The organism is Opitutales bacterium (genome assembly GCA_013215165.1).
GTDB lineage: Bacteria > Verrucomicrobiota > Verrucomicrobiia > Opitutales > JABSRG01 > JABSRG01.
Genome location: JABSRG010000032.1, coordinates 1 through 23106, shown reverse-complemented (window position 1 = coordinate 23106; position 23106 = coordinate 1). Strand labels below are relative to the sequence as shown.

The 23106-nt window shown below is 50.6% G+C and carries 20 protein-coding genes; 7 read left to right on the top strand and 13 right to left on the bottom strand.

Annotated features, from left to right (window positions below; genetic code table 11):
• The first annotated feature begins 192 nt into the window (after positions 1-192).
• Positions 193-972, top strand: coding sequence for a YmdB family metallophosphoesterase (locus tag HRU10_08320; GenBank protein NRA27238.1), 780 nt, complete (start codon positions 193-195; stop codon positions 970-972).
• A 744-nt stretch (positions 973-1716) separates the two neighbouring features.
• Here the strand turns inward: HRU10_08320 and HRU10_08315 are convergent.
• The 6 genes from HRU10_08315 to HRU10_08290 all read right to left on the bottom strand — a co-directional run bounded on the left by HRU10_08315 (position 1717) and on the right by HRU10_08290 (position 8796).
• A complete protein-coding gene (locus tag HRU10_08315) occupies positions 1717-2115 on the bottom strand; it encodes a PIN domain-containing protein (GenBank protein ID NRA27237.1) in 399 nt (132 codons plus the stop codon).
• Positions 2112-2312, bottom strand: a complete 201-nt coding sequence (locus HRU10_08310) for a type II toxin-antitoxin system VapB family antitoxin (protein ID NRA27236.1) — start codon at positions 2310-2312, stop codon at positions 2112-2114. The genes HRU10_08315 and HRU10_08310 overlap by 4 nt, the downstream gene beginning before the upstream one ends.
• Positions 2313-2437: 125 nt before the next feature.
• The gene (locus HRU10_08305) at positions 2438-3181 is read right to left on the bottom strand and encodes a hypothetical protein (protein NRA27235.1); all 744 of its coding nucleotides are present in this window, start codon (positions 3179-3181) and stop codon (positions 2438-2440) included.
• Between the two features lie 1417 nt (positions 3182-4598).
• Positions 4599-4799 (bottom strand): type II toxin-antitoxin system VapB family antitoxin, encoded by a 201-nt coding sequence (locus HRU10_08300; protein NRA27234.1) that lies wholly within the window; start codon positions 4797-4799, stop codon positions 4599-4601.
• Positions 4800-5814: 1015 nt separating this feature from the next.
• On the bottom strand, positions 5815-6999 hold the full coding sequence (locus tag HRU10_08295; protein ID NRA27233.1) for a tyrosine--tRNA ligase: 1185 nt from the start codon (positions 6997-6999) through the stop codon (positions 5815-5817).
• 153 nt (positions 7000-7152) lie between these two features.
• Positions 7153-8796: a SulP family inorganic anion transporter gene (locus tag HRU10_08290; GenBank protein ID NRA27232.1), complete on the bottom strand. Its 1644-nt coding sequence runs from the start codon at positions 8794-8796 to the stop codon at positions 7153-7155.
• Between the two features lie 168 nt (positions 8797-8964).
• Here HRU10_08290 and HRU10_08285 point away from each other — a divergent pair, with 168 nt between their 5' ends.
• Together HRU10_08285 and HRU10_08280 are read left to right on the top strand one after the other, a co-directional pair.
• Entirely contained in the window at positions 8965-11412 is a 2448-nt protein-coding gene (locus HRU10_08285; protein ID NRA27231.1) for a glycoside hydrolase family 1, read from the top strand.
• A gap of 40 nt (positions 11413-11452) precedes the next feature.
• Positions 11453-11656, top strand: coding sequence for a hypothetical protein (locus HRU10_08280; GenBank protein NRA27230.1), 204 nt, complete (start codon positions 11453-11455; stop codon positions 11654-11656).
• Here HRU10_08280 and argC read toward each other — a convergent pair.
• The 6 genes from argC to HRU10_08250 form a co-directional block, all read right to left on the bottom strand.
• Entirely contained in the window at positions 11640-12599 is a 960-nt protein-coding gene (gene argC / locus HRU10_08275; GenBank protein NRA27229.1) for an N-acetyl-gamma-glutamyl-phosphate reductase, read from the bottom strand. The genes HRU10_08280 and argC overlap by 17 nt on opposite strands.
• Before the next feature lie 62 nt (positions 12600-12661).
• A complete protein-coding gene (locus HRU10_08270) occupies positions 12662-13075 on the bottom strand; it encodes a DUF86 domain-containing protein (GenBank protein NRA27228.1) in 414 nt (137 codons plus the stop codon).
• Positions 13072-13482: a nucleotidyltransferase domain-containing protein gene (locus HRU10_08265; GenBank protein ID NRA27227.1), complete on the bottom strand. Its 411-nt coding sequence runs from the start codon at positions 13480-13482 to the stop codon at positions 13072-13074. The genes HRU10_08270 and HRU10_08265 overlap by 4 nt, the downstream gene beginning before the upstream one ends.
• A gap of 154 nt (positions 13483-13636) precedes the next feature.
• A complete protein-coding gene (locus HRU10_08260) occupies positions 13637-13885 on the bottom strand; it encodes a DUF2442 domain-containing protein (GenBank protein NRA27226.1) in 249 nt (82 codons plus the stop codon).
• Positions 13885-14142 carry a DUF4160 domain-containing protein gene (locus HRU10_08255; GenBank protein ID NRA27225.1) on the bottom strand — a complete coding sequence of 86 codons (258 nt, stop codon included), beginning with the start codon at positions 14140-14142 and terminating at the stop codon, positions 13885-13887. Before HRU10_08255 ends, HRU10_08260 begins: the two co-directional genes overlap by 1 nt.
• A gap of 52 nt (positions 14143-14194) precedes the next feature.
• Entirely contained in the window at positions 14195-16201 is a 2007-nt protein-coding gene (locus tag HRU10_08250; protein NRA27224.1) for a DNA gyrase/topoisomerase IV subunit A, read from the bottom strand.
• Positions 16202-16329: 128 nt separating this feature from the next.
• Here HRU10_08250 and gcvH point away from each other — a divergent pair, with 128 nt between their 5' ends.
• The gene (gene gcvH / locus HRU10_08245) at positions 16330-16716 is read left to right on the top strand and encodes a glycine cleavage system protein GcvH (protein ID NRA27223.1); all 387 of its coding nucleotides are present in this window, start codon (positions 16330-16332) and stop codon (positions 16714-16716) included.
• A 194-nt stretch (positions 16717-16910) separates the two neighbouring features.
• Here gcvH and HRU10_08240 read toward each other — a convergent pair whose 3' ends face one another.
• Complete coding sequence (locus HRU10_08240) at positions 16911-17972, bottom strand: hybrid sensor histidine kinase/response regulator (protein ID NRA27222.1); 1062 nt, start codon at positions 17970-17972, stop codon at positions 16911-16913.
• Between the two features lie 263 nt (positions 17973-18235).
• On the opposite strand from HRU10_08240, the gene HRU10_08235 reads away from it, so the two are divergent.
• From HRU10_08235 to HRU10_08225, 3 genes are all read left to right on the top strand, one after another.
• Positions 18236-20836 (top strand): insulinase family protein, encoded by a 2601-nt coding sequence (locus HRU10_08235; protein NRA27221.1) that lies wholly within the window; start codon positions 18236-18238, stop codon positions 20834-20836.
• 61 nt (positions 20837-20897) lie between these two features.
• Positions 20898-22046 (top strand): tRNA guanosine(34) transglycosylase Tgt, encoded by a 1149-nt coding sequence (gene tgt / locus HRU10_08230; protein ID NRA27220.1) that lies wholly within the window; start codon positions 20898-20900, stop codon positions 22044-22046.
• A 154-nt stretch (positions 22047-22200) separates the two neighbouring features.
• Complete coding sequence (locus HRU10_08225) at positions 22201-22956, top strand: hypothetical protein (protein ID NRA27219.1); 756 nt, start codon at positions 22201-22203, stop codon at positions 22954-22956.
• The last annotated feature ends 150 nt before the right edge of the window (positions 22957-23106 follow it).

Sequence of the window (23106 nt, the reverse complement as noted above, 5' to 3'; positions counted from 1 at the left end):
TGGTGAGAGCCCCGAATCAGCTCACCACGTCGACTGTGACCACCACTACACCTTCAAGAGCGACGTCTTGAAGCTTACTAAGCGCCACGAAAGCGGGAGATGAAACTATAGGGTTCACGGGTGTGTGCGGTCTTTTTAAAGGTTGGAAATAAGGTCTTGGAGGCTGACAGGGTCAACTGTAAATAACGGACGATGCCACGTATACTTTTCATTGGAGACATCGTAGGGAAACCAGGCCGCACCATCGTTCGAGAGCGATTACCTGCACTGCGCTCAGAATTGGATATCGATGTGGTGATCGCTAATGCAGAAAATGCAGCCTCGGGCAAGGGGATCACGGGCGCTTTAGCAAAGGAGCTGGCTCAGGCCGGTGTCGATCGCATGACTTTGGGAGATCACGTTTGGGATCAGCGTGGGTTTGATGGGGAAATCGACTCATTGGACTTTATATGCCGACCCTGGAATCTACCTGGAGGTGTCCCTGGGCGTTCTTGGGTGAGCATAGGACTATCCGGGGGGGGAACTCTGGGTATTGCGACTTTTTTGGGACGGCAGTTCATGAAGGTGACGGCGGGTAATCTTTTCGAGCAGATTGAAGCAGTCTTCGATGTAGCCGGTGTCGACTATTGGTTTATCGAAGTCCACGCGGAGACTACATCAGAGAAAGTGGCTGCAGGTTGGTTGTTGGATGGACGTGCCTTGGCTGTGGTCGGTACGCATACCCATATTCCGACTGCCGATGGGCGCGTGCTGCCGGGAGGTACTGCTTACTTAACAGATGCCGGGATGACCGGCCCATATGCCTCGGTGCTCGGACGTGAGGTCGAGCCTGTCATCGGCGCGTTGCGCGATGGCATGCCCCGAAGGTTTCCAGTGGCGCGTCAAGATGTCCGCCTGTGCGGCTGTCTCATCGACTTTGACGCAGCGACAGGCAAAGCTACCGCTATCGAGCGCGTCGAGGTAGGAGAGTAGAGAGGTGAAGTAAACCTGGGAATGCCAGGCAATTCTTCAGCATGACGCGTTTCCTTTCTGTGATTGTGAGCGGCATATCAGAAACCGCCTCACAAATAGCGTCCAGCGCACGATAATCATGTTCCTCAAATGGGGTGCAATTGAAGAGACGGGGAGTCTTTCGGGTTGTCGCTCCTCGGCTCTTGCCGTTGTATTTGAGGCGCTCTGTCGCCTCGCCCTCTATGGTATGGATCGAAGCAACGGCCTGCGCCCCAACAGAGCAGGAAGATTACAACAAAGGTGGTTGGGGATATGTCATCGTTGTTTCAATTTGCCCCAGGTTGAGTGGGTGTGATTGCGACTGATGTCAAAAACAGTCTCTCTTTGCGAAATACATGATGACAGTGATCATCGCTCTGGATTGATCTAGCGTCTGGAATGCGCCCCTCTCGGCTAGGCGGCCCTACCCAATGCCGTTTCTGGTAGGACGTTTTTGCCGAAAGCGCCAGGCCGTTGACTACCAGACTCTCTAAGGGAAAATTGCGGCCAAAAAGATGTATGTTATGGATGGATTTTCTCACTAACATAGGCTGCTGACATCGATCGAAATCGCACCCAGATTGAGTAGCAAGCAGAAGTTGGTCTTGATTGAGGAGTCCAAGCCGGTCTGAATTCTTCCGCCCGAGCGGGACACGCTTTATTAAAGCTTACTAGGCTTCGGTGCAGAAAGCAGTCCTGTCTCAAGCGCTGCCTTCTTGTTCACACCTACCTAGTCAGCTTGATCGGAATATGCTCCAAATAATGAATAAAGTCTCTATCAGAAGATAAAATAGACATCTGATTATTGGAAGCCTGAGCACATATAAGGAAATCAGAAAACGATCCCTGAACTCCACAAGATCGACACTTGCTGAAATACCTCCCTGCGAGAATATGATCTTCATCTGTGGCCAAGAGTAATTCAAAATCGGACAACGCCGACAAAAGCTTCCGGAACCTCTCGGGTTCCTTGATACCAGAAAGTAACTCTTGCTTTACGATGCCAGCCAAAACAGCTCCGCGGCGAATGATCAAATCTCCTACCATCTCAACAGCCCCCGGATCTTCCGGATCCTTTCTCCTGAAGAATTGAGACCAGACTGAGGTGTCGATAATGACGCTCATGAGCTCTTTCGATAAGACTTGTAATCAAAATCATCGAACTCCTCAAACGAATCTGCCAGCTCAAGGACTTTGAGTTGCTTTTTGTAGTGCACAAAAGACTTGAGAGCTGCGTTGACCGTATCCTTCTTCGTCTCAAAGCCGCCTAGGACCAAGGCCTCATCTAAGAGTTCTGTATCTATTTTTAAATTAGTAGCCATGTGTCAGCACTGACACATGGCTGCTAATTGTCAATTTCTATTCTTCCGTGAACGTCGAAGGTGGGTGCACCGATGGCGAGAACCTTCTGATTGCAACATAAGAAATACTCCCTTTTTCTACATAATTAATCGCGCGGCGCATTATTGGTGTTACCGGTCCTGTCTTTTTGGACCTCTGAGCGTAACCCATCGACAACGGTTTTCATCATCTCGGCCGCTAGCACGTCAAGCGTCCCTTCTTGCTCTGGAACAAAATATAAAAATCTTCTACGGGCGTCATCCTCGCTCGAAGAAAAATAGCCCTCTTTATACTGCGCATACCAAGTTGCGGCTAACAAAAACTGATCAAGAGCATCTCTATCTGGATTGTTACCAAATCGTGTATCTTCGGGAGACACAGAAATTGTCAAACGATCAGAATAAACCTCCCAACGTATAGCGTCTCCATCAATTATCAGACCTGGAGTAGGAATCTCCGCTTTCGCGACATCCGATAGGTTCGCAAAATACTTAGACACAAGTTTAACAAGCTGTGCATCAACAAACTCATAACTTGCAGCCTCGACGTCGCCCGACGGACTGAATAGAAAGGAATTAAACCGATCTTGGTGAATACCAACAGCCTCAACAGGAGTGTCATAAGTAGTATAAAACCATTTTACTCGAACTCGATCAGGGAAAACAAAGACAATTCGCTGCCAGACCTCGCTAGATATCCACGGTACGTTGAAAGCCCGGAAAACTGATATAAGCTCATTCTCTTCCTGGCGCTCAATAAAGGATTCTAACTTGGGAATCTCGACAATGAATTTACCTATCGCAGGAAACTGAAAACCGAGAAAAAAGACTAACAAAACAAAGCTCTTCATTCTTTCCTCCAACGCTGAGGTGTAGTGATGGCGGCGTTAGCCGACATTGGGGCCACCGGCTGGATATGGCCTGCCGGTAATGTAGGTTGGATGTTGGGGTTGAACTAGCATGTTTTTTACCTAGTAGCTATCAACGGGGCTCTGTGCAATAGGGATATTCTTTGATCAATTGCTTAATTTGATGCTTTCTCGGAGGTCTCTGCGCCTCGAGCGAAGCGGGCGCGAGGTAAAATCTCTTTTAACCACGGATTTCACAGATGGACACAGATTTTTTTAGGGGACTTTTTCTCTTTATCGAAGTAGTGGCTTTGATCAGGTCTTTAAAAGAATACTCTTTCAAGAGTTGTGTTTGATTGGGACGAGGCCTGTCAATTTTCTATCCATTCCCGATTGGTTTTAGCTGGTCCGCATCCAAACAAATCTATTTCCATATCGGTTAACACTATATCAACGAATCGTTCTGATATCTCTGGGTATTCACGTTGGTTGTGGTGATGAGATGGAAGTGCCTGAACGTCATGTGTTTGATTGTGTGCCGCGCGTACGCGGATTGATCGCCTTTAACAGTATTTTGGTATATCAGGGCGAGGAAAAAGGAAGTGGGTTGAGACCTTTTTGGGGGAAGAGTCCACTTGCATAGGGATGGGCTGTGTCGCTACGGGTAGGCTATGGCTGTCTGGCTTTTGGATTTATCCGCGAATGGACGCGAATTCACGCTAATTTTTCCTGCTATCTTCATGCCTTGAGAATTCAGTTCAAATCATGCATATTTGCGGCCGCTTCTTTGGATCGCCGCCGATTGGTCAGATGCCGGCCAACTTGTATCTTGATTTGACTGCCTGTGAACTAATTTCCTCTGGTATTTCCATTGCGTCTCTCCAGTGAAATTTAAAACACATGGCGCATGCGTAGGGTTTCAATATCGAAGCCAAGAGTGTCGGTATCTTTGTTAGTGTTTTCCCATGATGAGAAGGGATCCAGTTCTGTGCCGCTTTCTCATTCATTCTTGTTCAGCTCTTCCGGGGCTCGGCCTGCTCAATCGGTAGCAGCTTCCTGTAGTGACCATAATCCTTATCTTTTGAAAGTATCGGTGATTTCCACAGAACCGAACACGCACAGATAATAAAGTCGGTATTTGAACCCTGAATCCCTTTGGACCGGCATAGATTAAAAAACTTAGAAGCAAGAACAAACACTTCGGAATCTAGAACTCGATCCGGGAATGCCCTCAGACTATTCTCTATTCTTTCAAAGACTTGAGCGTCTTTCAATCCACACAGGATCTCCATACGGATCGGACCTATCATCTGAACCCGAGATTCCTGAACAAGAAGCTCTAATTCATTGCAGAACAATGAGTTCCTTCCAGATTTCTTCCTGAACGCCTCGGACCAAACATCTGTGTCGACAATGACCTTCACTGAACCTTCCTTTGCTTTTTATAATCATAGTCTTCGTCATACTCGACAGTCCCAAAGTGATCCAACACCTTCAGCTGTTCTCTACGCTGCACATACTCGCTCAGAGCTTCATTTACTGCATCCTTCTTCGTCTTGATTTTTCCAAGCCGCATCGCCTTGCTCAAAAGCACTTCATTTAATTCGATATTGGTCGCCATGCACAGATCTTCGCACGAACAGACCTACATGTCAAATTTTGCCTAATGTGCTAAAAGTTATTTGCAGCGGTAAAAGAAAATGATGAACTGAAGCCAATTCTTTCTGAATTTGTCCGGGATTGTTACTCGCGCGGAAAACAGTCGTTGTCATTCGCATCGACTTGTTGTGCCTAGCGAAGCAAAGACATCTCCAATCGAAGCCCAACGCCCCATGAGGCAGTCGTCGAGCATACTGTTTAGTTTTCACCCGAATCTACGGACTTCGACTCTTGATTTGTTCGAAAGTATAACAAGACATGCAAAATAGCCACAGGAATTAGCACCCCGCTCAAGCAAAGCAAAATGCACCACACAGTCTCAGCTAGACCAGCAGATTTTTCAGAACGTCCAGCTTTGAACGCGATATAGCATGGTATTCCAACTAGGAAGAGTAACACTAGCAAAAGGTAAGGAGAAGCTCTTAGAAGATTCCCTATGTGAATTTTACCATCTGGAAAATCAAACCAAGCAGCAACATAAAGCCAGCAGCCCAAAGAAACCAGAGTTCCTAAGATCGCTTCAACGATATGAACATTCTTGGATATTAAGTGAAAACGTCCAATCAATCGGTCATTCGTCTCTGCTACATTCAGCTCTCTCATTTTAGCACAACAGTTAATATTATATCAACGAATCGTCCTGATATCTATGGGGATTCACGTTGGTTGGGATGATGTGAGATAGAAGTGGCTGAACGTCATATGTTTGGTTGTATATCTAACGCGCGCAGGATGATGTTTTTTAAAAATACTTTGGTATATTGGGGCGAGGAAAAAGACAGTGCGTTGAGGCCTTTGGGGAAAGATTACGCCTGGGGGCGTGACCAGAAGTGCGGGGCATGTTGATGTTTAGTGGGGTGATCGCGAGAGCGATTGCCTTCGTGCGGATCAAAGCTTAAGTCAAGCAATGGCTGTCGCCATCACTCTACGCTTCTCATCTGAGCTCAAAATCAGTTTTTTGTAGATCTGGTCATACCCTACGCTTGGACCTTAAGAAACTTTCGTTTGCCTGCCTGGATGATGTGGGCTTCGGATGGGGCATTGATGAGCTGGTTGGGATCGTCGACTTTTTGTTGATTCAGCTTTACTGCGCCTTGTTTGAAGAGGCGGCGGATTTCGCTTTTTGATCCGAAGAGCTTGCTTTGCGCAGCCATGATTTCGAGGAGGGATAAGGTGTCGTCGACGCGGGGGAGCTCGTTCCAAGTGACCGATGGCATGTCGTCGGGAATTTTATTCTGAGAGAAAACTTTTTCGAATTGCTCAAGTTCGTCTGTTCCGGCTTCAGGGCCGTAGAATTTAGATACGAGGGCGACGCCCAGGGCTTTTTTACACTGCATGGGATGTTGTGTCTTGAGCTCGGACACTTCAGCGTCGGTTTTCAATAGCAGCAGGCGATAGTAGTCCCACATGACGTCATCACTGATCGACATGATTTTACCGAACATCTCTTTGGGCGTGTCGTTAAAGGCGATGTAGTTGTCCTGGCTCTTGGACATCTTTTTTGCTCCGTCGAGGCCTACAAGCAGGGGCAGGGTGATGCACACTTGCTCGGGTTGTCCGATGTCTTTCTGGAGGTGGCGCCCTACCAAGAGGTTGAATAGCTGATCGCTGCCCCCGAGTTCGACATCGGACTCGAGTTCAACGCTGTCCTGACCTTGAACAAGTGGGTAGAGGAACTCGATGATGGAGATGGTTTTGTTGTCTTTGTAGCGCTTTGCGAAGTCGTCGCGTTCGAGCATGCGGGAAACTGTCATCTTGCGGGCTAAGGCGAGGCAGTGCTCGAAACCTTGCTCACCAAACCACTCGCTGTTGTGGCGCACTTCGGTTTTTTCTTTGTCGAGGATTTTGAATGCTTGGTCGAGGTAGGTGGACGCATTTTCGGCGATCTCTTTTTTGGTCAAAACGGGGCGCAAATCGGAGCGGCCGGATGGGTCGCCGATGAGGGTTGTGAAGTCGCCGATTAGGAGGATCGCTTGGTGCCCTAGGTCTTGGAACTGACGTAGCTTGTTGAACACCACCATATGGCCGAAGGTCAGATCAGGCCGTGTGGGATCGACGCCAAACTTAATGCGCATTGGCTTACCCGAGGCCAGCCGTTCTTTGAGTGCGTCTTCGCCGATGACCGTGTCGGTATTTTGCAAGATGGTGTCAAAAGCGTCCATAAGGGTCTCCGACGAAATCGAAGGCGCTCTTTGCGGCAACGAAAAAGCAGTGTGCTGGGGTGAATGTTTTGCATCCGCTAATGAACGCTAATTCACGCGAATGTTTTTGTTTCGGTCCGTAAGGGTTACAAGGTGCTAGGGATTTCTTTGAACTCAATTTGGCTGAGCGGCGACGGCACGTTGCAAGGCATCGAGGCGCGATGTGCAGAATATGACACTCGGATTCTGGGTGACCTGGAGTTTTTTGAGGCGCTCATGGGCCTCCCCGTCAGGCGTGCAGATAAAAATGGGGAGATCGAGTGCTTGAGCGTCTTTGATGACGTTTTCCAGTGCCAGCAAAACGGTGGTAGAGAGAAGGGGCACATCCAGTAGATCGAGCACAAGAACGTTGGCTCGTTCGACTGCGGCCTGTTCGCGCGAGATAGCTTTCGCGACGCCAAAGATCATTGGGCCGTTGAGGTGAAGTAACAATAAGCGGCCTTGTCCCTGTCTGAAGATGGCGCGTTCTTCATCGCTGAGCGGCAACTCGCCGTCGGTGTCGTCGATAGCGCGGATACCAGAGGACTGCAGGCGCGATAGTTTTTCGATGGTCAACACATTGGCGATGAAGACTCCGATACCAACTGCGACCAGCAGGTCGAAAAATACGGTGATCCCCATCACGCCATACATAATGACGGTGGCAGTCCGGGAGACTTGGTGAGCCCGTTTGAGGAAACTCCAATCGAGGATGTCGATCCCGACTTTGACAGCGATGGCTGCCAATAAGGCGAGGGGTATGCCGGACAGCATGGGCGCAATCGCCAAGATAACAATCAGTAGAAATAGAGCGCGCAGGATGGCGGCGAGGGGCGACCGTGCTCCGACTTGAATGCCGACCACGGTTCCCATGGTTGCGCCTGCGCCGGGGAGTCCGCCAAAGAGTCCCGAAATGAAGTTGGCGATGCCTTGACCGACCAGCTCGCGGTTGGAGTCGTGCTGCTTACGGGTCAAGCTGTCAGCGATCATCGCAGTGAGGAGGGTATCGATACAGCCCAACATCCCGAGAATGATCCCGTCGACCACAAGTTCGGGCATCTTTTCTAGGTTGAGATGAGGCGGGCGAAAGTCAGGCAAGCCCATCGGGATCTCTCCAATGCGGCGGATATCGACATCTGCAAAAAATATAAGGGCTACGCTTGTCCCCAATAACAGGGCGATGAGGTGTGGTGGCACCACACGCTTCATTTTCTTGGGTATGGCAAACAAGCAAACCATACCGATCGCTCCGAGTAAAATCTCTTGCCAGGCAGCCTGTGACAAGAGCTGTGGGATCTGGATAAGGACATTTAGTGCTCCGCCACCCGGGTTTGGCTGACCGAGCAATGCCGGCATTTGCATGATGATGAGCAAGACGCCGATCCCTGACATGAATCCTGAAATGACGCTGTAGGGCATGAGCGTCAGGTAGCGGCCCAGCTTGAACACTCCGAAGAGGATTTGTGTGAGCCCGGCGATTAAGACGACCACGAATGCGCCAGCCAGGCCGTTTTCAGGATCTTCGGCAATCATTGTGGTAATGATTGCTGTCATGATGACTGTCATCGGTCCTGTTGGCTCAGAGATCAGGGTGCGACTCCCGCCGAATAGAGCAGCAAATAATCCTACAATGACTGCACCGTAGAGCCCTGCCTGTGGCCCCGCACCTGAGGCAACACCAAATGCCAAGGCCAAGGGCAGAGAGATGATTGCAGTCGTCAGTCCACCCAGCAGATCTCCGCGCAGAGTCAGGTCTGAAAAGCGTTCTTTGAATGTAATGGATTCGGACACGGTAAAATGAAAAGAGTGGAGGGCAGTGGACTCTAACGGGGCAAAACGGGGAAAACGTCAAGGCGTGTTACAGCCAACCACATCTAAGATCGTAAAAATGCCCGTGTGCCGAGACGGTCATTGCACTTTGAACTGGGTGCTGTTGAGTGACATTCAATGTCTGAGGGAGCCCGTCTTTTTTCGTCCATAAGTTGGCATAGTGAGTCCGGTGGTTGGATTTATCTTCGCAGGGACTGGAAGAGTAAAACTGAGCTGCCTCCCATCGTGGTGGGTCCTGGAGATGCTCCTCTGCATGTGCTCAAACAGGTGCCGCCGATAGAATTTGGTCGGCACGCCTGCTATTGTTATTCTCCGCGCTCGATGATCTTTTTGGTGGATCCGGAGACGTTGGGCGAATTTGAGTTGGGTAAGGACAAACTTTTTTTGGCGGGAAATTTTAACGATTGGCAAACGGCGGTGGGCGATAAGGAATGGCGTTTGAAGCGGGAGCATATCGATGGGAAATTGTGGCTCACCAAGCATGTGCCGAGGGCATGGTTGGCGAATAGGGAAAAGGAGATAGGGCCGCTGACTTTCAAGTTTGTGCGTGGCGACAACCACTGGTTTCAGGTCGATGCTTCGGCACCCAATCGGGTGCTCGATCCTCAGGGTGTTGCGAACTACCGCTGCCATCTCGAACGGACTGGCCGGCATGTCTGGCAATTCGATCTGGGCGAAGATCTAGCTCGGCATGCGGAGTCCCTGCTGTGGCAAGGCCTGAAGCAATCTGAAAGCATCAGTTTGCCACCACAGGGGGACTTTCGTCTGCTCGATACGGATCTGCCAATGGGAGTGACTCGAGAGGGTGACGCTACCGTGTTTCGCATGTTTGCTCCGCGAGCGAGCGATGTAACAGTACATCTTTACTGGGACCTCGATGAAGGTGAGCCGACCCAGCTGAGTCTCTCGCGTGTCGGACAGGGCGCTTGGAGCGTCCGTTCAGATCTGAATTGGGAAAATGCTTACTACCACTACACGATAGCAGGAGAGAACCAGGACGCATCGTCGCATTTCGAAGAATCTTTTAAGGTGGTCGATCCCTACGCCGTGCTGATGGCGTCGGCTCAGGGGCCGGGAATCGTTCGGACAGAGCTTCCTGAATTTGTTGAAGTAGATGGCTACCGCACTCCCTCTTGGCAAGATTTGATCGTGGCTGAGTGCCACCTGGGTGATCTCGTCCAGCTGGCCGACGTGCCGCGCGATGGAAAGCCGATACCGGGCTACCAGGAGATGATTCATCTCCTTAAAAATCCGGAGAGCTACATTCGCAAAATGGGTGTCAATGCCTTGGAGTTTCAGCCCCTTCAACAGATGGATAAGCGGCGCCCTGAGGAATACCACTGGGGCTATATGACCGTGAACTACTTTGCGCCGGAGAGTTCATATGCGTTTGATCCGGCTGGCGGGTCTCAATTCGAAGAGATACGCGCGATGGTACGTGCCGCTCACGAGCAGGGTATCGCGGTCATTCTCGACGTGGTTTACAATCATGTCGGTGAGCCGAGTTTCCTATTTTTTATCGATAAGGCCTATTATTTTGAAACGGATCCCAACTACCAACTGATGAATTGGAGTGGCTGTGGCAATGACTTGCGTTGTTCAGCCCCCATGGTGAAGCGCCTCATTATAGATAGCCTGGTCCATTGGATGACAGTGTTTGGCGTCGACGGCTTCCGTTTCGATTTAGCTGAACTGATCGGTGTCGACGTCCTCAAGGAAATCGAGGTCGCTCTCAAGGCAGTGAAACCCGAGGTCATCTTGATTGCAGAGCCATGGAGTTTTCGTGGTCACATCGGTGGTCAGCTCATCAATACCGGCTACGCGTCGTGGAATGACGGCTACCGGGATTTCATTCATGAATATGTCATGGCGCAGGGTAATCAGGATGGTATCCGCTATTTCCTTAAAGGTTCTCGAGATAACTTTGCTCGTTTCCCCGCCCAGACCGTCAACTATACTGAGAGCCACGATGATCGTTCTTGGATCGATCGCATCACCGAGAACAAAGAAAGTAATGGGTTTTTACCACAGATGGTCGATCGCCGCAGGACGCATCTGATGATGGCGATCCTAATGAGTTCGGTCGGTATCCCCATGATCGCGGCGGGCCAGGATTTTCTCCGTTCCAAGCAAGGGGTAAATAACACCTACCAACGCGGCGATCTGAACGCTCTCGATTATGACCGCTGGGTCAATTACGGCTCGAGCCATGACTATTGCCGCAGTTGGATCGCTTGGCGTTGTTCAGAGCAGGGTCGTTTGCTCCGTCTGGACCAGACTCAGCATGATACCTATTTTAGGCCCTATACGCCGGAAGGCGTTTCTAGTTTAGCCATGCTTTACAATGCTAACGATGCACTCGGGGGTGAAAAGGTGTTATTCGCCGTGAATCCTCACCACCATATTGTGCTGATTCCTGTGCACGATTTGGTGCGCCAGCACTACATCCAGATCGCTGATCATGAGCGTTTCGATGTATACGGCTTAGAAACAGCCCGGATTCGCTGGACCTCTCAAGGACTCTGGATGCCACCGCTTTCCTGTGGCTTGTGGGTTTCTGGCTAGGTTTCTTTTGACCCTGCCAGAGCTTTCGGGGTTCGAGACAATGGACCGTTTTCGCATTGCGGGGTCAGTAAACGAGATTACTCTGGGGATCGCTGAGACTGCCGATGCCTCTTCTGGAACACGTGACTTTTGTCTGAGCTATGGAATGGCTCAATGTGTAGCCAAGCTAGTCCGTGCTTTCAGGTTGCAAGAAGCTTTGACCCAAGCGCTGGATGAAGCCGTGTTGGCTACAATTGAGTCGTGAGCCCGCTCAGCTCCGGTGCACCCAGCGCGATATTGAGATTTTGCACGGCGGCGCCTGAGGCGCCTTTCACCAAGTTGTCGAGGCGGCCTTGAAGTAGGACGTAGTCGGGGCCAGTGGCGTGTACCAATAAGTCGACGCGGTTGGTGTGGTTACACGTCGTCGGATCGAGTAGGCCTTGGGGCGCAGTAGACATATCGTTTGCCGGGAACACCTGGATGCAGGGCTCATCCGCATACCTCTTGCTGAGTATCTCAACAATCTGCTTCGGATCACCCAGGTATCCCTTGAGTTGGCTTGCGTGCAATGGGATCGACAGGATCATTCCACGGAAGAAGCGTCCGACGGTGGGAAGAAAAGCCGGTGCCGATTCTAGACCGCTAAAAGCCTGCATTTCAGGTAGGTGCTTGTGCTGCATCCCAAGTGCATACGGGCAAGCTGCCAGATGGTCTCCGGTTTCTGACTCGAAACGGGCGATCATGTTTTTACCTCCGCCGCTGTAACCGGTCAGAGACGTTGCTGTTATCTGAGCATCGACCGGAAGAATACCCGCATCGACCAGAGGTCGCAAAAGCAATGGATACGACGTGGAATGGCACCCTGGATTGGCTATACGCGTCGTCTCTGCGAGTCGTTCCCGTTGTTCAGCACAGAGCTCTGGAAGGCCATAGACCCATTCTGAATCCACGCGGTGAGCGGTGCTCGCATCAATAATCTTTGTCGAGCTGGCACCGACGGCTGCGACCACTTCGCGCGCAGCAACATCGGGGAGGCAGAGGATTGCTGCGTCAGCTTCCTGAATGAGGCGAGCACGTTCGCTAAGGTCCTTACGCAGCTCAGAATCGATCTTGATCAGCTCAATATCCTCACGAGATTCGAGACGCTGCTGGATCTCCAGCCCAGTCGTCCCTTCACTTCCATCGATAAATACAGCGTGTTTGCTCATGATAGACACTAGTGAGGCTCAGAGTCGATTTGTCGACGTCTGATGTATTACCCCACCTTTCCTCAATCACCCTCTGTTTCCAACAAGTGATCGATGAATACGATGACATCATCCATCCCAGTTTTTATAACCGAGAGCACAATCGAGAGTTCGAGTTCTCTGTATTGGTGAACTGCGATATTTCGAAATCCGACCATAGCCGTCATCGCTGATGTCAACTTCCGGTCAATCCGTTTGCTTTGTCTCAATAGCTCGAAGCTCTCGGCACTGGACGTGGGAATACCCAGTTTATCGCGGCGAACGATTAAATTCGCGATATCGATAGTGAGCTCACACATGCGGATTAGATTTAATATGGCTGCATCTTGAGCATCAAAGTTGTCTTCGAAACCGATCTCGCTTTTGGAGTAAATCTCACGAACACGATGGATGCAACGTTGGCAGCTTTGAATCTTTTGTAAGAGCGTATCGGTCATACTGGGTAGGCGCGCTTCGTTTCATGAAAACTTTTTAAAATGCCAGACCGCTCTTCATTGAGTTTTTGGTAGGCACTCAACACCTGCATTTCGAATGCAAGTAAAGCTTCCTGGTCGGCGACATGGATCACTTGGCCAGAGCGTATCACCTCGAGCTGAACCACAGTGCTCAACTGTCTTAGATTTAGCAGATCGATTTCTAGCCCAAGTTTGAGACTGAGAGCTGGTACGCACGGTGTGCATCCTAGCGATCTTACATCTCTGGCTTGATTAGGTTCCAAAAGTAAAGCTAGATCCAGGTCGCTATCGGGTCTAGCCATACCTGTAGCTCGACTCCCAAAGCACCAAATCGCCTGCAATTCTGGATAGTGTTCCAGCAAAACTGCGATTGCGTCGGTTAGGTCCATCTCAACATTAAGGTAGTTCCCAAACTGACATCTGCAATCGTTAACGCAGGGCTAAAACAGATCCGCCTGTGTGGGTCTTGGAGCGTCGGGTAGGCGATTTTTGGTGACCGTTTTGACGGGTTTATTGCTCACCATGTTGCCGAGGATTAAAGCTTTAGGCAGATTGTTCCTGGATGTTTAGGTTTCTGAGAAAATCTGGGGAAAAATCCGCGCCATTTGGCCAACACAGTGTGTGCCCCTCCAAAGTGAATCCTCGGAAATAATCCGGGTTTTTCAAAGGTTCAAAAATAGGTCCATCGAGTTCTTGTTCGAGATCTACCTCTGTCTCTGTCCCGTCATTAAATCTCAGCCAGACTGAGTATCCATTCAGATAGCGAGCGTCTACAATGTGGAGGAAAGTCATTATTCTAGAGGTGCGATTGGGTTAAGGGCCTTTCGTTCATTGGCGAGTTCCCAGTTTTTTATGAGCGCGTCGCGATTTATTTCATACCATTCCAACACAGCTTTGAGTGCACGTCGGGGAAAACTCCCTTTAACGATGCCCGTTTGGAGTTCCACCGTTATTTCGAAATCGCCATATTCGGCATGGAAATGAGGAGGAGCATGATCGCGGTAATACATCCTAATGATAATTCCGAGAAATCTGGAGATCTCAGGCATGATTCTGATATTTAAGTCCGAGAGCCTGACATCTGCAATCGTTAACGCAGGGCTAAAACAGATCCCCTTGTGTGGGTCTGGGAGCGTCGGGTGGGCGATTTTTGGTGACTGTTTTCACGGGTTTATTGCTTACCATATTGCCCTGGGAGCCGCGGCCTTTGATGTCGAGCTCGTTGAAGTTAAACTCAATCAAGTCTTTGCGCAGGCGTGGTTGTGGGCGTAGGCGCACCCATACGGTAGGGGCTTCGGTTTCGGGGTTGGGCAGGGCACTGAAGAAAAGGATCTTTGTGCCCTTGGGTTCCTTTACGATTTCGTAGACACGCTCGCGGGTAATGCCGCCTATCTGGAAGCGCTTGGCAAAAGTCTTACCCGAGGCCTTGTCCGAATAAATCAAGCAATACACGGTAGGATCGTCGGCAGGAAGGAGTTGCAGGTGCAGCGGGTTCTTACCGACGAAAACTTTTTCACCGACTCGATAGACAGTCATCGTACCGTCTTTGAGGAAGGCGACCATGTCATCCATAGTGGAGCATTTGCCGATGGTTTCGTATTCACCGCCCCGTTTGAGCCCATAACCCGCAAAGCCTTCACGGGAATCGAGCATCAAAGTCTCGTTGGCGACGGCTACTTGAGCCGCAACGATCCGATCGAAGTTAGTCAATTGTGTCTTACGCTCGCGCTCCTTGCCGTATTTTCGTTTCAGGTCTTCAAACCAAGCGATAGTGTAGTCAGTCAATGCTTTGAGGTACGCGCGGACCTGGGCTAGAGCAGCCTCGATATCGCGGAGTTTTTTATCCGCTGCTTCGACATTGTGGCGGATGATGCGCCGGGTCTGCACATCAAGAAGGCGCTCGATATCATCATGGGAAACCTCACGTTTTAGATCCACGAGCGGGAGTAGGGGATCGAGTGCTTTACGTAGCACGGTGTGAGCTTCTTCGTTGGTGCTCACTTTCTTCAGTAAATCGTAAAGCTCGTGTTCGATATAGAGGCGCTCCAGTGACTTAAAATGCCAATCTTCCTCTAGCTCGTGCTGCTTGATTTCGAGTTCCCACTTGAGCAGAAAGCGTGTGTGATGGGCGGAGAGGCGTAGAATTTCCGATACGCCTAGGAACTGAGGTTTTCCTTCGCGGATTACGGCTGTATTTGGTGCAATCGAGACCTCGCAATCAGTAAACGCATAGAGTGCATCGACTGCAGTGTCTGGATCGGTTCCCGGTGGAAGCGTTACCTTAATACGAACTTGGTCTGATGTCAGATCCTCGACTTTGGCAATTTTGATCTTACCCTTGTCGGAGGCGTTAACGATAGAGCTGATGAGGGTCTGTGTGTTGGTGCCGTATGCGAGCTGAGTGATCATCAAGATCGCTTTGCGTTCACCTTTTTCGATATGAGCTCGTACGCGGATGCGTCCACCCTGAAGGCCGTCTCGATAATCGCTGCAATCCGCCGATCCGCCGGTCTGAAAATCGGGGAGCAGGATGAATTCCTCGTCACGCAGAGCGGCGATTGAAGCGTCGCACAGTTCCACAAAGTTATGCGGAAGAATCTTACAAGCCATGCCGACGGCGATGCCTTCGATTCCCTGAGCGAGCACGAGTGGAAATTTTACTGGAAGGTGGATAGGCTCATCATTGCGTCCGTCGTAAGACTTGTCCCAGTGGGTCGTCTTTTTGTTGAAGACGACTTCTTTTGCAAACTTCGTTAAGCGGGCTTCGATGTATCGCGGGGCCGCTGCTGAATCACCTGTGAGCACATTACCCCAATTCCCCTGGGTGTCGATGAGGAGATTTTTTTGTCCCAGTTGCACGAGTGCATCCCCGATAGAAGCATCTCCATGCGGGTGGTAGGACATCGTATGGCCAATGATATTGGCTACCTTGTTATAGCGTCCGTCATCTTTTTCCCACATGGCGTGAAGGATGCGGCGCTGGACTGGCTTGAGGCCGTCTTCAATGTAGGGCACAGCGCGGTCGAGGATGACATAGGAGGCATAATCGGCATAGTAGGCCCCCAGCATTTCGGTGACTTCGGGAAGGTGGCTGGATCGGTCGCTCACGTGTTGGGCGGAAAATTGGTCTGGGTTAAATTTATTAGAGAGCGGTAGTTCAGGGGTATTTTCAAACCCTTTTACGGAAAGGCCAAAACGCTTGACGGTCCAGGCTCACTCGACCTACTAGCGTGAATATGGCTGATATTCCTGAAAATCTGAAATACACCAAAGATCACGAATGGGTCGCCATCGACTCTCAAACTGGGATTATGACCCTCGGGATTACAGATTTTGCTCAGGAAAGTCTCGGCGATATCACTTATGTAGAGATGCCTGATGTGGGTGTTCAGTTTGACGCTGGAGACACGCTAGGCGCCGTGGAGTCGGTCAAGGCAGCTTCGGATATCTACTGCCCGCTCGCTGGTGAGGTAGTTGAGCGCAATGATGCCCTGGATGAGACACCTGAGGCCATTAATGACAGTCCCTATGAAGCTGGATGGCTGGTCAAAGTGAAGCTGGATGATGCGAGTGCTGCTGACGAACTGCTAGACCCATCGAGTTATGCCAGTGTATGCGAGTGAGCATTGTTTGACGTAGTAAACTGCCAATGAGTCATTTCTGGCCACTCGATTGGTCGATAAGACTTATCATAGATCCTCCTGTTTCAGAGATATAGCGGGCAGTATCTTTAGGCTTGGTTTCAGGGTTCTTACCGATCCTCAAAGCAACACGGGAGGCCGATTTCCATATCCCACACGCAAGAGGAATACCCATATCAGGCAAGGGGCATGATGATGGCTGCTCGTAGACCACCGTAGTGCGGACTCTCTAGGTTGAGTTGGCAATTACAACGCCGCAGGCACTCTCGCGCATTAAAGATTCCCAAGCCGAGACCCTGCTGCTCCGTGACATCGCGATTAAACTGAGTAAATGGAGCAATTTTCTTCAAATCCGGTTCTGCGATTCCGGGGCCCTGATCTTCGATGATGAGTTCGTAGCTTTTTCCGACACAATTGCCTAGAATAGTTACTGGAGACTGTTTAGGCGAATAAGCCAGCGCATTTTCAAGAATATTGGCTACGGCGTGGATCAGCCAAAAATCCACCGCGCGTACATCGCGTTTTTCGAGGGTGAGATTGATACGATTTTGGGTATCAGGAGAATCGCATGATACCTCGATCACCTCCGCCATTAGAGTTTGGATCGGGATTAAAGATAGACGTAGATTTTCAGAATTGCGATCCGTGCCGCTGACAATTTCTCCGTATCGTAAGTATTTTTCTGCTGTTCGCGATAAACGCCTGCCGGATCTGAGGATCATGCCGAACCCATCTCGCAGTGTTTCGCGGTCAAGTGTGTCTCCATCACCTAGAAGCTGTAAGTAAACCTGAGCCGCGCCAAGAATCCCATTGAGCGGGGTATTAATCTCATGAGGTAGGTGAGACCAGCGCTCGACGAGTTTTTTCTCTGTGTGTTCGATTAGGTGCCGCCGGCGTGTATCCAGTTTCTGGATCGCATCCAATATCTCCTCGGGCTGCGCGTCAAATTGCAGCGTGATATCAGCCAGAGCCGAGGAATGGGCCCGCAGGGGCTCTTCATCCGTTAGCAGAACTAGAGGTATGTGACGCGTACACTTATCGCTTTTGAAATGGTGGACCAAATCAGATTCTGGTCGCTCGCAGACAATGATATCTGGGGTAGACACGAGCGCGTCCGTTACGGCATTTTGGGTGCCTGATGACAGACCCACCTGATAGTTCGCAGCCGTTAGTAATGTGGCTAGGGAATGCAGGTGTGCTGTATCGAATCCGGTAATAAGAATCGAAGAACCGCTCATTCGTGCTGATCGAGGTTGATCGTGTCAGGCAAAAGGATGGGGGAGGTGATATATGGGTGATTGGTATGGATAACCATTTGGAACTAACGAGTTTACGATATGACCCCCAATTCAGCGAAATGGATGCGACACAAATTTGGGAACTTTTGATGAGATTTACACAACGTTTACTGGAATCGGGGGAAGTAAATCTCAAAACGAGATAAACAGGACCCAGACTGAGCAGTTGTCAGAAAGGTAAATTCATATATTGGTCGACGAGTATGGCAAACTCAAATGATCGGATTCTCGCCACGCTAGAACGGCAAACTATTGAACGCAGAGTACTTCCCAATGGACTCACTGTGGTATTTAATCCCGATCATGCCGCCCCTGTGGCATCGATACAATTCTGGGTAAAAACGGGAAGCATCCATGAGGAGGCTTTCTTGGGATCAGGGCTTTCGCACTACCTTGAACACATGCTTTTTAAAGGGACGCCTACCCGTAGCCCTCTAGACATCTCCCGCGAGGCCGATGCCTATGGGGGGAGTATCAACGCTTATACTACCTTTGATCGGACTGTGTATTACATCGATACCTTGGCCGAGACTTTCGAGCAGCAGTTGGCTCTGCTGGTCGATATTGTCTTCCGCTCGACGTTGCCCTCAGAGGAGATCGCGCGCGAACGCGATGTCATATTACGCGAGATCGATATGGGCTTGGACGATCCATATTCGGTGTTCTCTCAGGCAGTATTTTCCACCGCCTTTCAGACGCACCCCTATCGATATCCGGTTATAGGTCATCGCGAATTGTTCGAAAAAGTCGATGCAGCTACTTTGCGCGATTATTACGAGAGGCGCTATGTGCCGAGCAATACCACGCTGGTCGTGAGCGGCGCGATTGATGGAGATCGGTTTTGGAATGAGGTGGAGGCCGTTGCTGGAGCGGTTAGCCGGTCGGCCACCGCGGATGTCTTCATTCCAGATGAGCAGGCTCAATTTTCTAAGCGATCGCATACCGCATATGCTCCTGTGGAGATTGCCCATGGAGGAATGGCGTTTCGAACCCCCTCGTTGAGTCATCCCGACGCAGCGGCCTTGGATCTACTCGCAGCTCTTCTTGGCGCTGGGGAAAGCAGCGTGCTTTTTCAAGAGTTGCGTGAGCGGCGCGAAATGGTGCACGACATTGACGCGACATGCTGGAATCCAGGAAGCTCAGGTCTATTCTGGCTGTCTTGGGAGTCGAATCCGGGAAAATTTGATGCCATCGCCGAGACGGTGAAAGCAGTTGTCGGGGACTTTTTGGAGAATGGGTTGAACGATCGTTTGCTTGATCGAGCGCGCAATCAGTTGTTGGGGCGTATCATCCAAGGCCTCAAAACGACATCTAGCATGGCTTCTCGCTTGGGGGCAGCGGAGGTCGTGGCAGGGGACTTGGGATATTTTAAGCAGTCTATCGCCAATCTGTTGGCGGTGGACATAGCGCATGTGAGTAAGGTGGGAGCGCGTTATCTTGTCGATTCGGGTGAGACGCTAGTGGCATTAGAGCCGGAGATATCAAAACTCACGACTCAAAAGACACATGCGACAACGATGGGTTCTTCAAATTCTGAACCTGCGATCATTGAGCGCACGCTTAAAAATGGGCTGAGGGTGATCTATATGCCAGATGCGCGCCTCCCTGTGGTGTCGATGCGCGTCTTGGGCCGAGGTGGTCCGGCTTGGGACCCGGTTGGCTCCTCCGGTGTCACTCAATTAATGGGAGAGATGCTCACGAAGGATGCAGGGGGACGCAGTGCACTTCAAGTAGCCGAGCGTGTAGACGAAGTGGGCGGCTCTTTGAGCTCAAGCGCAGGAAATAACACATTTGGCCTCAATATTGAGATGTTGAGCAGTCACTTCGAACGGGCCCTGGATCTCGTGGCACAGGCGATTTCAGCACCCAGTTTCTCAGAATTGACTTTTGAGCGAGAACGAATGGCGCAGATTGCTTCGATTCGTGAGCACTTGGATGACGTCGTTAGACGGGGACGTCGCTTCGCTAGAGAACAGGTATTCGGAGATCATCCTTATGCTCGATCTTCTCTCGGAGATATCGCAGACCTCGAATCGATGGAACTAAGAGAGCTTAAAGAGCATGCAGCGCGTTTGCTTGTCTCTGGAAACTTGTGTGTAGCCATCGCCGGAGATATAGATCCTGACAAGCAGCATGAGCAGGTAGAGCAAATGTTTGCTCCTGTAGCTATGGGCAAAAGCCTCGGCGATATTCCTGGATGGAGTGGTATTGCGACGACCGGCAGGGCAGGGCTTCCGATAGATCGGAATCAGTCTGTCGTTCTGCGTATGTATCGTGATGTGGGCTTTGATGCTTCCGATAATGATGCTGGGATTTTGCTGAACACCTATTTGAGCGGCATGTCGAGTCCGCTATTTCAGCGAGTTAGAGAGGAAAAGGGAATGGCCTATTTTGTTGGGGCCAATCGCTTGCCGGCGCCTAATTTTGGGGTGATGACCTTTTATGCAGGAACGAGCGAAGCTCAAGTGGCTGAAGTATTCGGTGAATTCGATGCTGAGGTTGAGAGTCTCACCACCAAGTGCCTGGATGATCGAGTCTTTGAGCGCCTGCTTACCCAAATCAGATCACATCATGAGATGGGCATGCAGCGTGTGGAAAGTCGCTCTTTGCAGGCGACACTACGTCAGCTCTATGGTTTATCTTATGATGATTGGTTCCGTTTTCCTGAGCGGGTCAAAGAATTCACTCCCGAGGATATCCGCGCATTCGCTTCCGAGACTTTCGAGGCGCGACCTTATCTCGATGTCGTCGCTGGACGCATCCCAGACGGTTGGAGTGCCAGTTTAACTCAAATACATCAATGACCCCGCAGGTCATGAGCCTCAAAACCATTGACGGAGAGCAATAAGCATCGAGTCTAGGGCGATGTCCGAAAGATTTTTCCACTTGCTTGACGAAGATAGCTCTACCCAAGCTAGACGCGGTCGTGTGGTCACCAAGCATGGAGAAATTGAGACGCCGATTTTTATGCCAGTCGGTACCCAGGCTACGGTGAAAGCAGTCTTTCCTTGGACACTCGAGGCAATCGGCGCGCAAATTATATTGGGGAATACCTATCATTTGAACCTACGTCCCACCTCCGAACTGGTGAGAGATATGGGGGGGCTACACCAATTTATGGGGTGGCAGGGACCGATCCTAACCGATAGCGGGGGCTTTCAGGTATTCTCTCTCGCGAAACTCCGTAAACTCCGCGAAGACGGTGTGGAGTTCAAATCGCACCTCGACGGACGAAAGATCTTTTTGGGGCCTAAGGAGTCTTTAGATATCCAGAGCAATCTAGGGAGTGATATCCACATGGTGCTGGACGAGTGTCCGCCCTTTCCTTGCGACAAACCTGCCTGTGCCGAAGCCGTCAACCGCACCCTGCGTTGGGCTGAGATATCCAGGGGCTATGCAGAGGAAATTGGGGTGTTCGAACGTGGGAATTTTGTGTTTGGTATTGTCCAGGGATCTACCTATGAAGACCTCCGTAGGCAGTGCGCTGAACGGCTTGCCGTGATGGATTTTCCTGGCTATGCGATTGGTGGAGTGAGCGTCGGCGAACCTGAGCCGGAGATGTTAGCTCAGATTGAAATGACTGCTCCATTCATACCGCGGGAAAAACCGCGTTATGCCATGGGTATTGGTACCCCAGATCAGCTGCTGAAAATGGTAGCGCGCGGTGTGGATATGTTCGACTGCGTCATGCCGACGCGCGCGGCACGCCATGGAACTGCGTATACCCCTTGGGGGAAAGTCAATATGCGCAACGAACGTTGGAAGTGCGATGGTAGCTCCCTCGTTGAGGGGTTTGATAACCCTACCTGTCAGCGTTTTTCACGTGCCTATCTACGACACCTCACTGTTACCGGTGAACCTTTGGGAGGCATGCTCCTTTCGCTGCATAACCTACATTTCTACATCGACCTAATGGAACAGACTCGTGAGCACATACAAGCAGGCGACTTTGGAACCTGGCATGAAGAATGGATTGATCGTTATCTCAGCGGCGATGGAACCCCAAACGACTAGAACATTTTCCTCAAAGACTGATTGCTGCCCGCGCCCGAACAAAGAAACCAGTTCATTTTGCATGAGCTTGGCCGTGTTAATCCACACCGCTGAATGGAAGATCCCGCAACATGCGTTGACAGAATTTAAAACGAACCCATAGAGAATACCCCTTATGAGTAATTCTACGCCGAAACTTGAATGGTGCCGTGTCCGCTTTGGCGAGGACATGAACTGGTGGATCTACGAGATCAGCGACGATGTGCATTGGGATGTCGATGGCTTGAGCATAATCGATCCGCGTCAGCTACAGCACATCATCGAGTTGATGGAGCCCCTGGCCGATTACGGATTCAAGCCCGAGATATTCGAAAATGCTTTCTTTACCTTTACCATCACTAAGGACCTTAAAGAAGGAAAGCTCGAGCTGCGCCGGAACTACGATTCGATACTCGATTCTGACGAGCCTCAGTTCGCGCTTCCAGATATTTTAGATGATGAGAAAGGAGCCTACGCAGACTTCATTACTCACGTCACTCGACTACGTGTGAAATTGCTCAATGACCTGATCGATTTCCAACAACCCTTCACGATCGAAGAACTCGAAGAGGACGTCCGTGAGAGCCAAAACCAGGACTACATGGAGGGCCGTGCCACTCACTTTTTCACAGAGGTTACCGCAATCCTCGAATTTGTCCCAGAAGGCTTTGAACTGGATAAAGATACCGACGAAGATACTGGAGGCGCCGGTGGTGAGGAGACCGACGAAACCGCAGACATCGACGACGCTTTTGAAGATATCGAGGAAACTCCAGACTCCGAAATCGAGCGCGACGAAACCATGCGCTGGGACGACGACGAGGAGGATGACGATGACTCAGACGGGGCGGAAAAATCCCAAGACTCCGACGAAGACGACGACTTGAAGTAGTTGGTTAGTTCCGAGGAGCGCAGCGACGACACCTATCGCTCAATGCGATGCTCCAGGAAGGGTGTGACCAGAGGTGCGGGGAGTCATGCGGCCTCTTTGAGCCATTCTTGACTTTCGATGTAGGTGGCGCGGTGGGCCCGGGCTGAGATT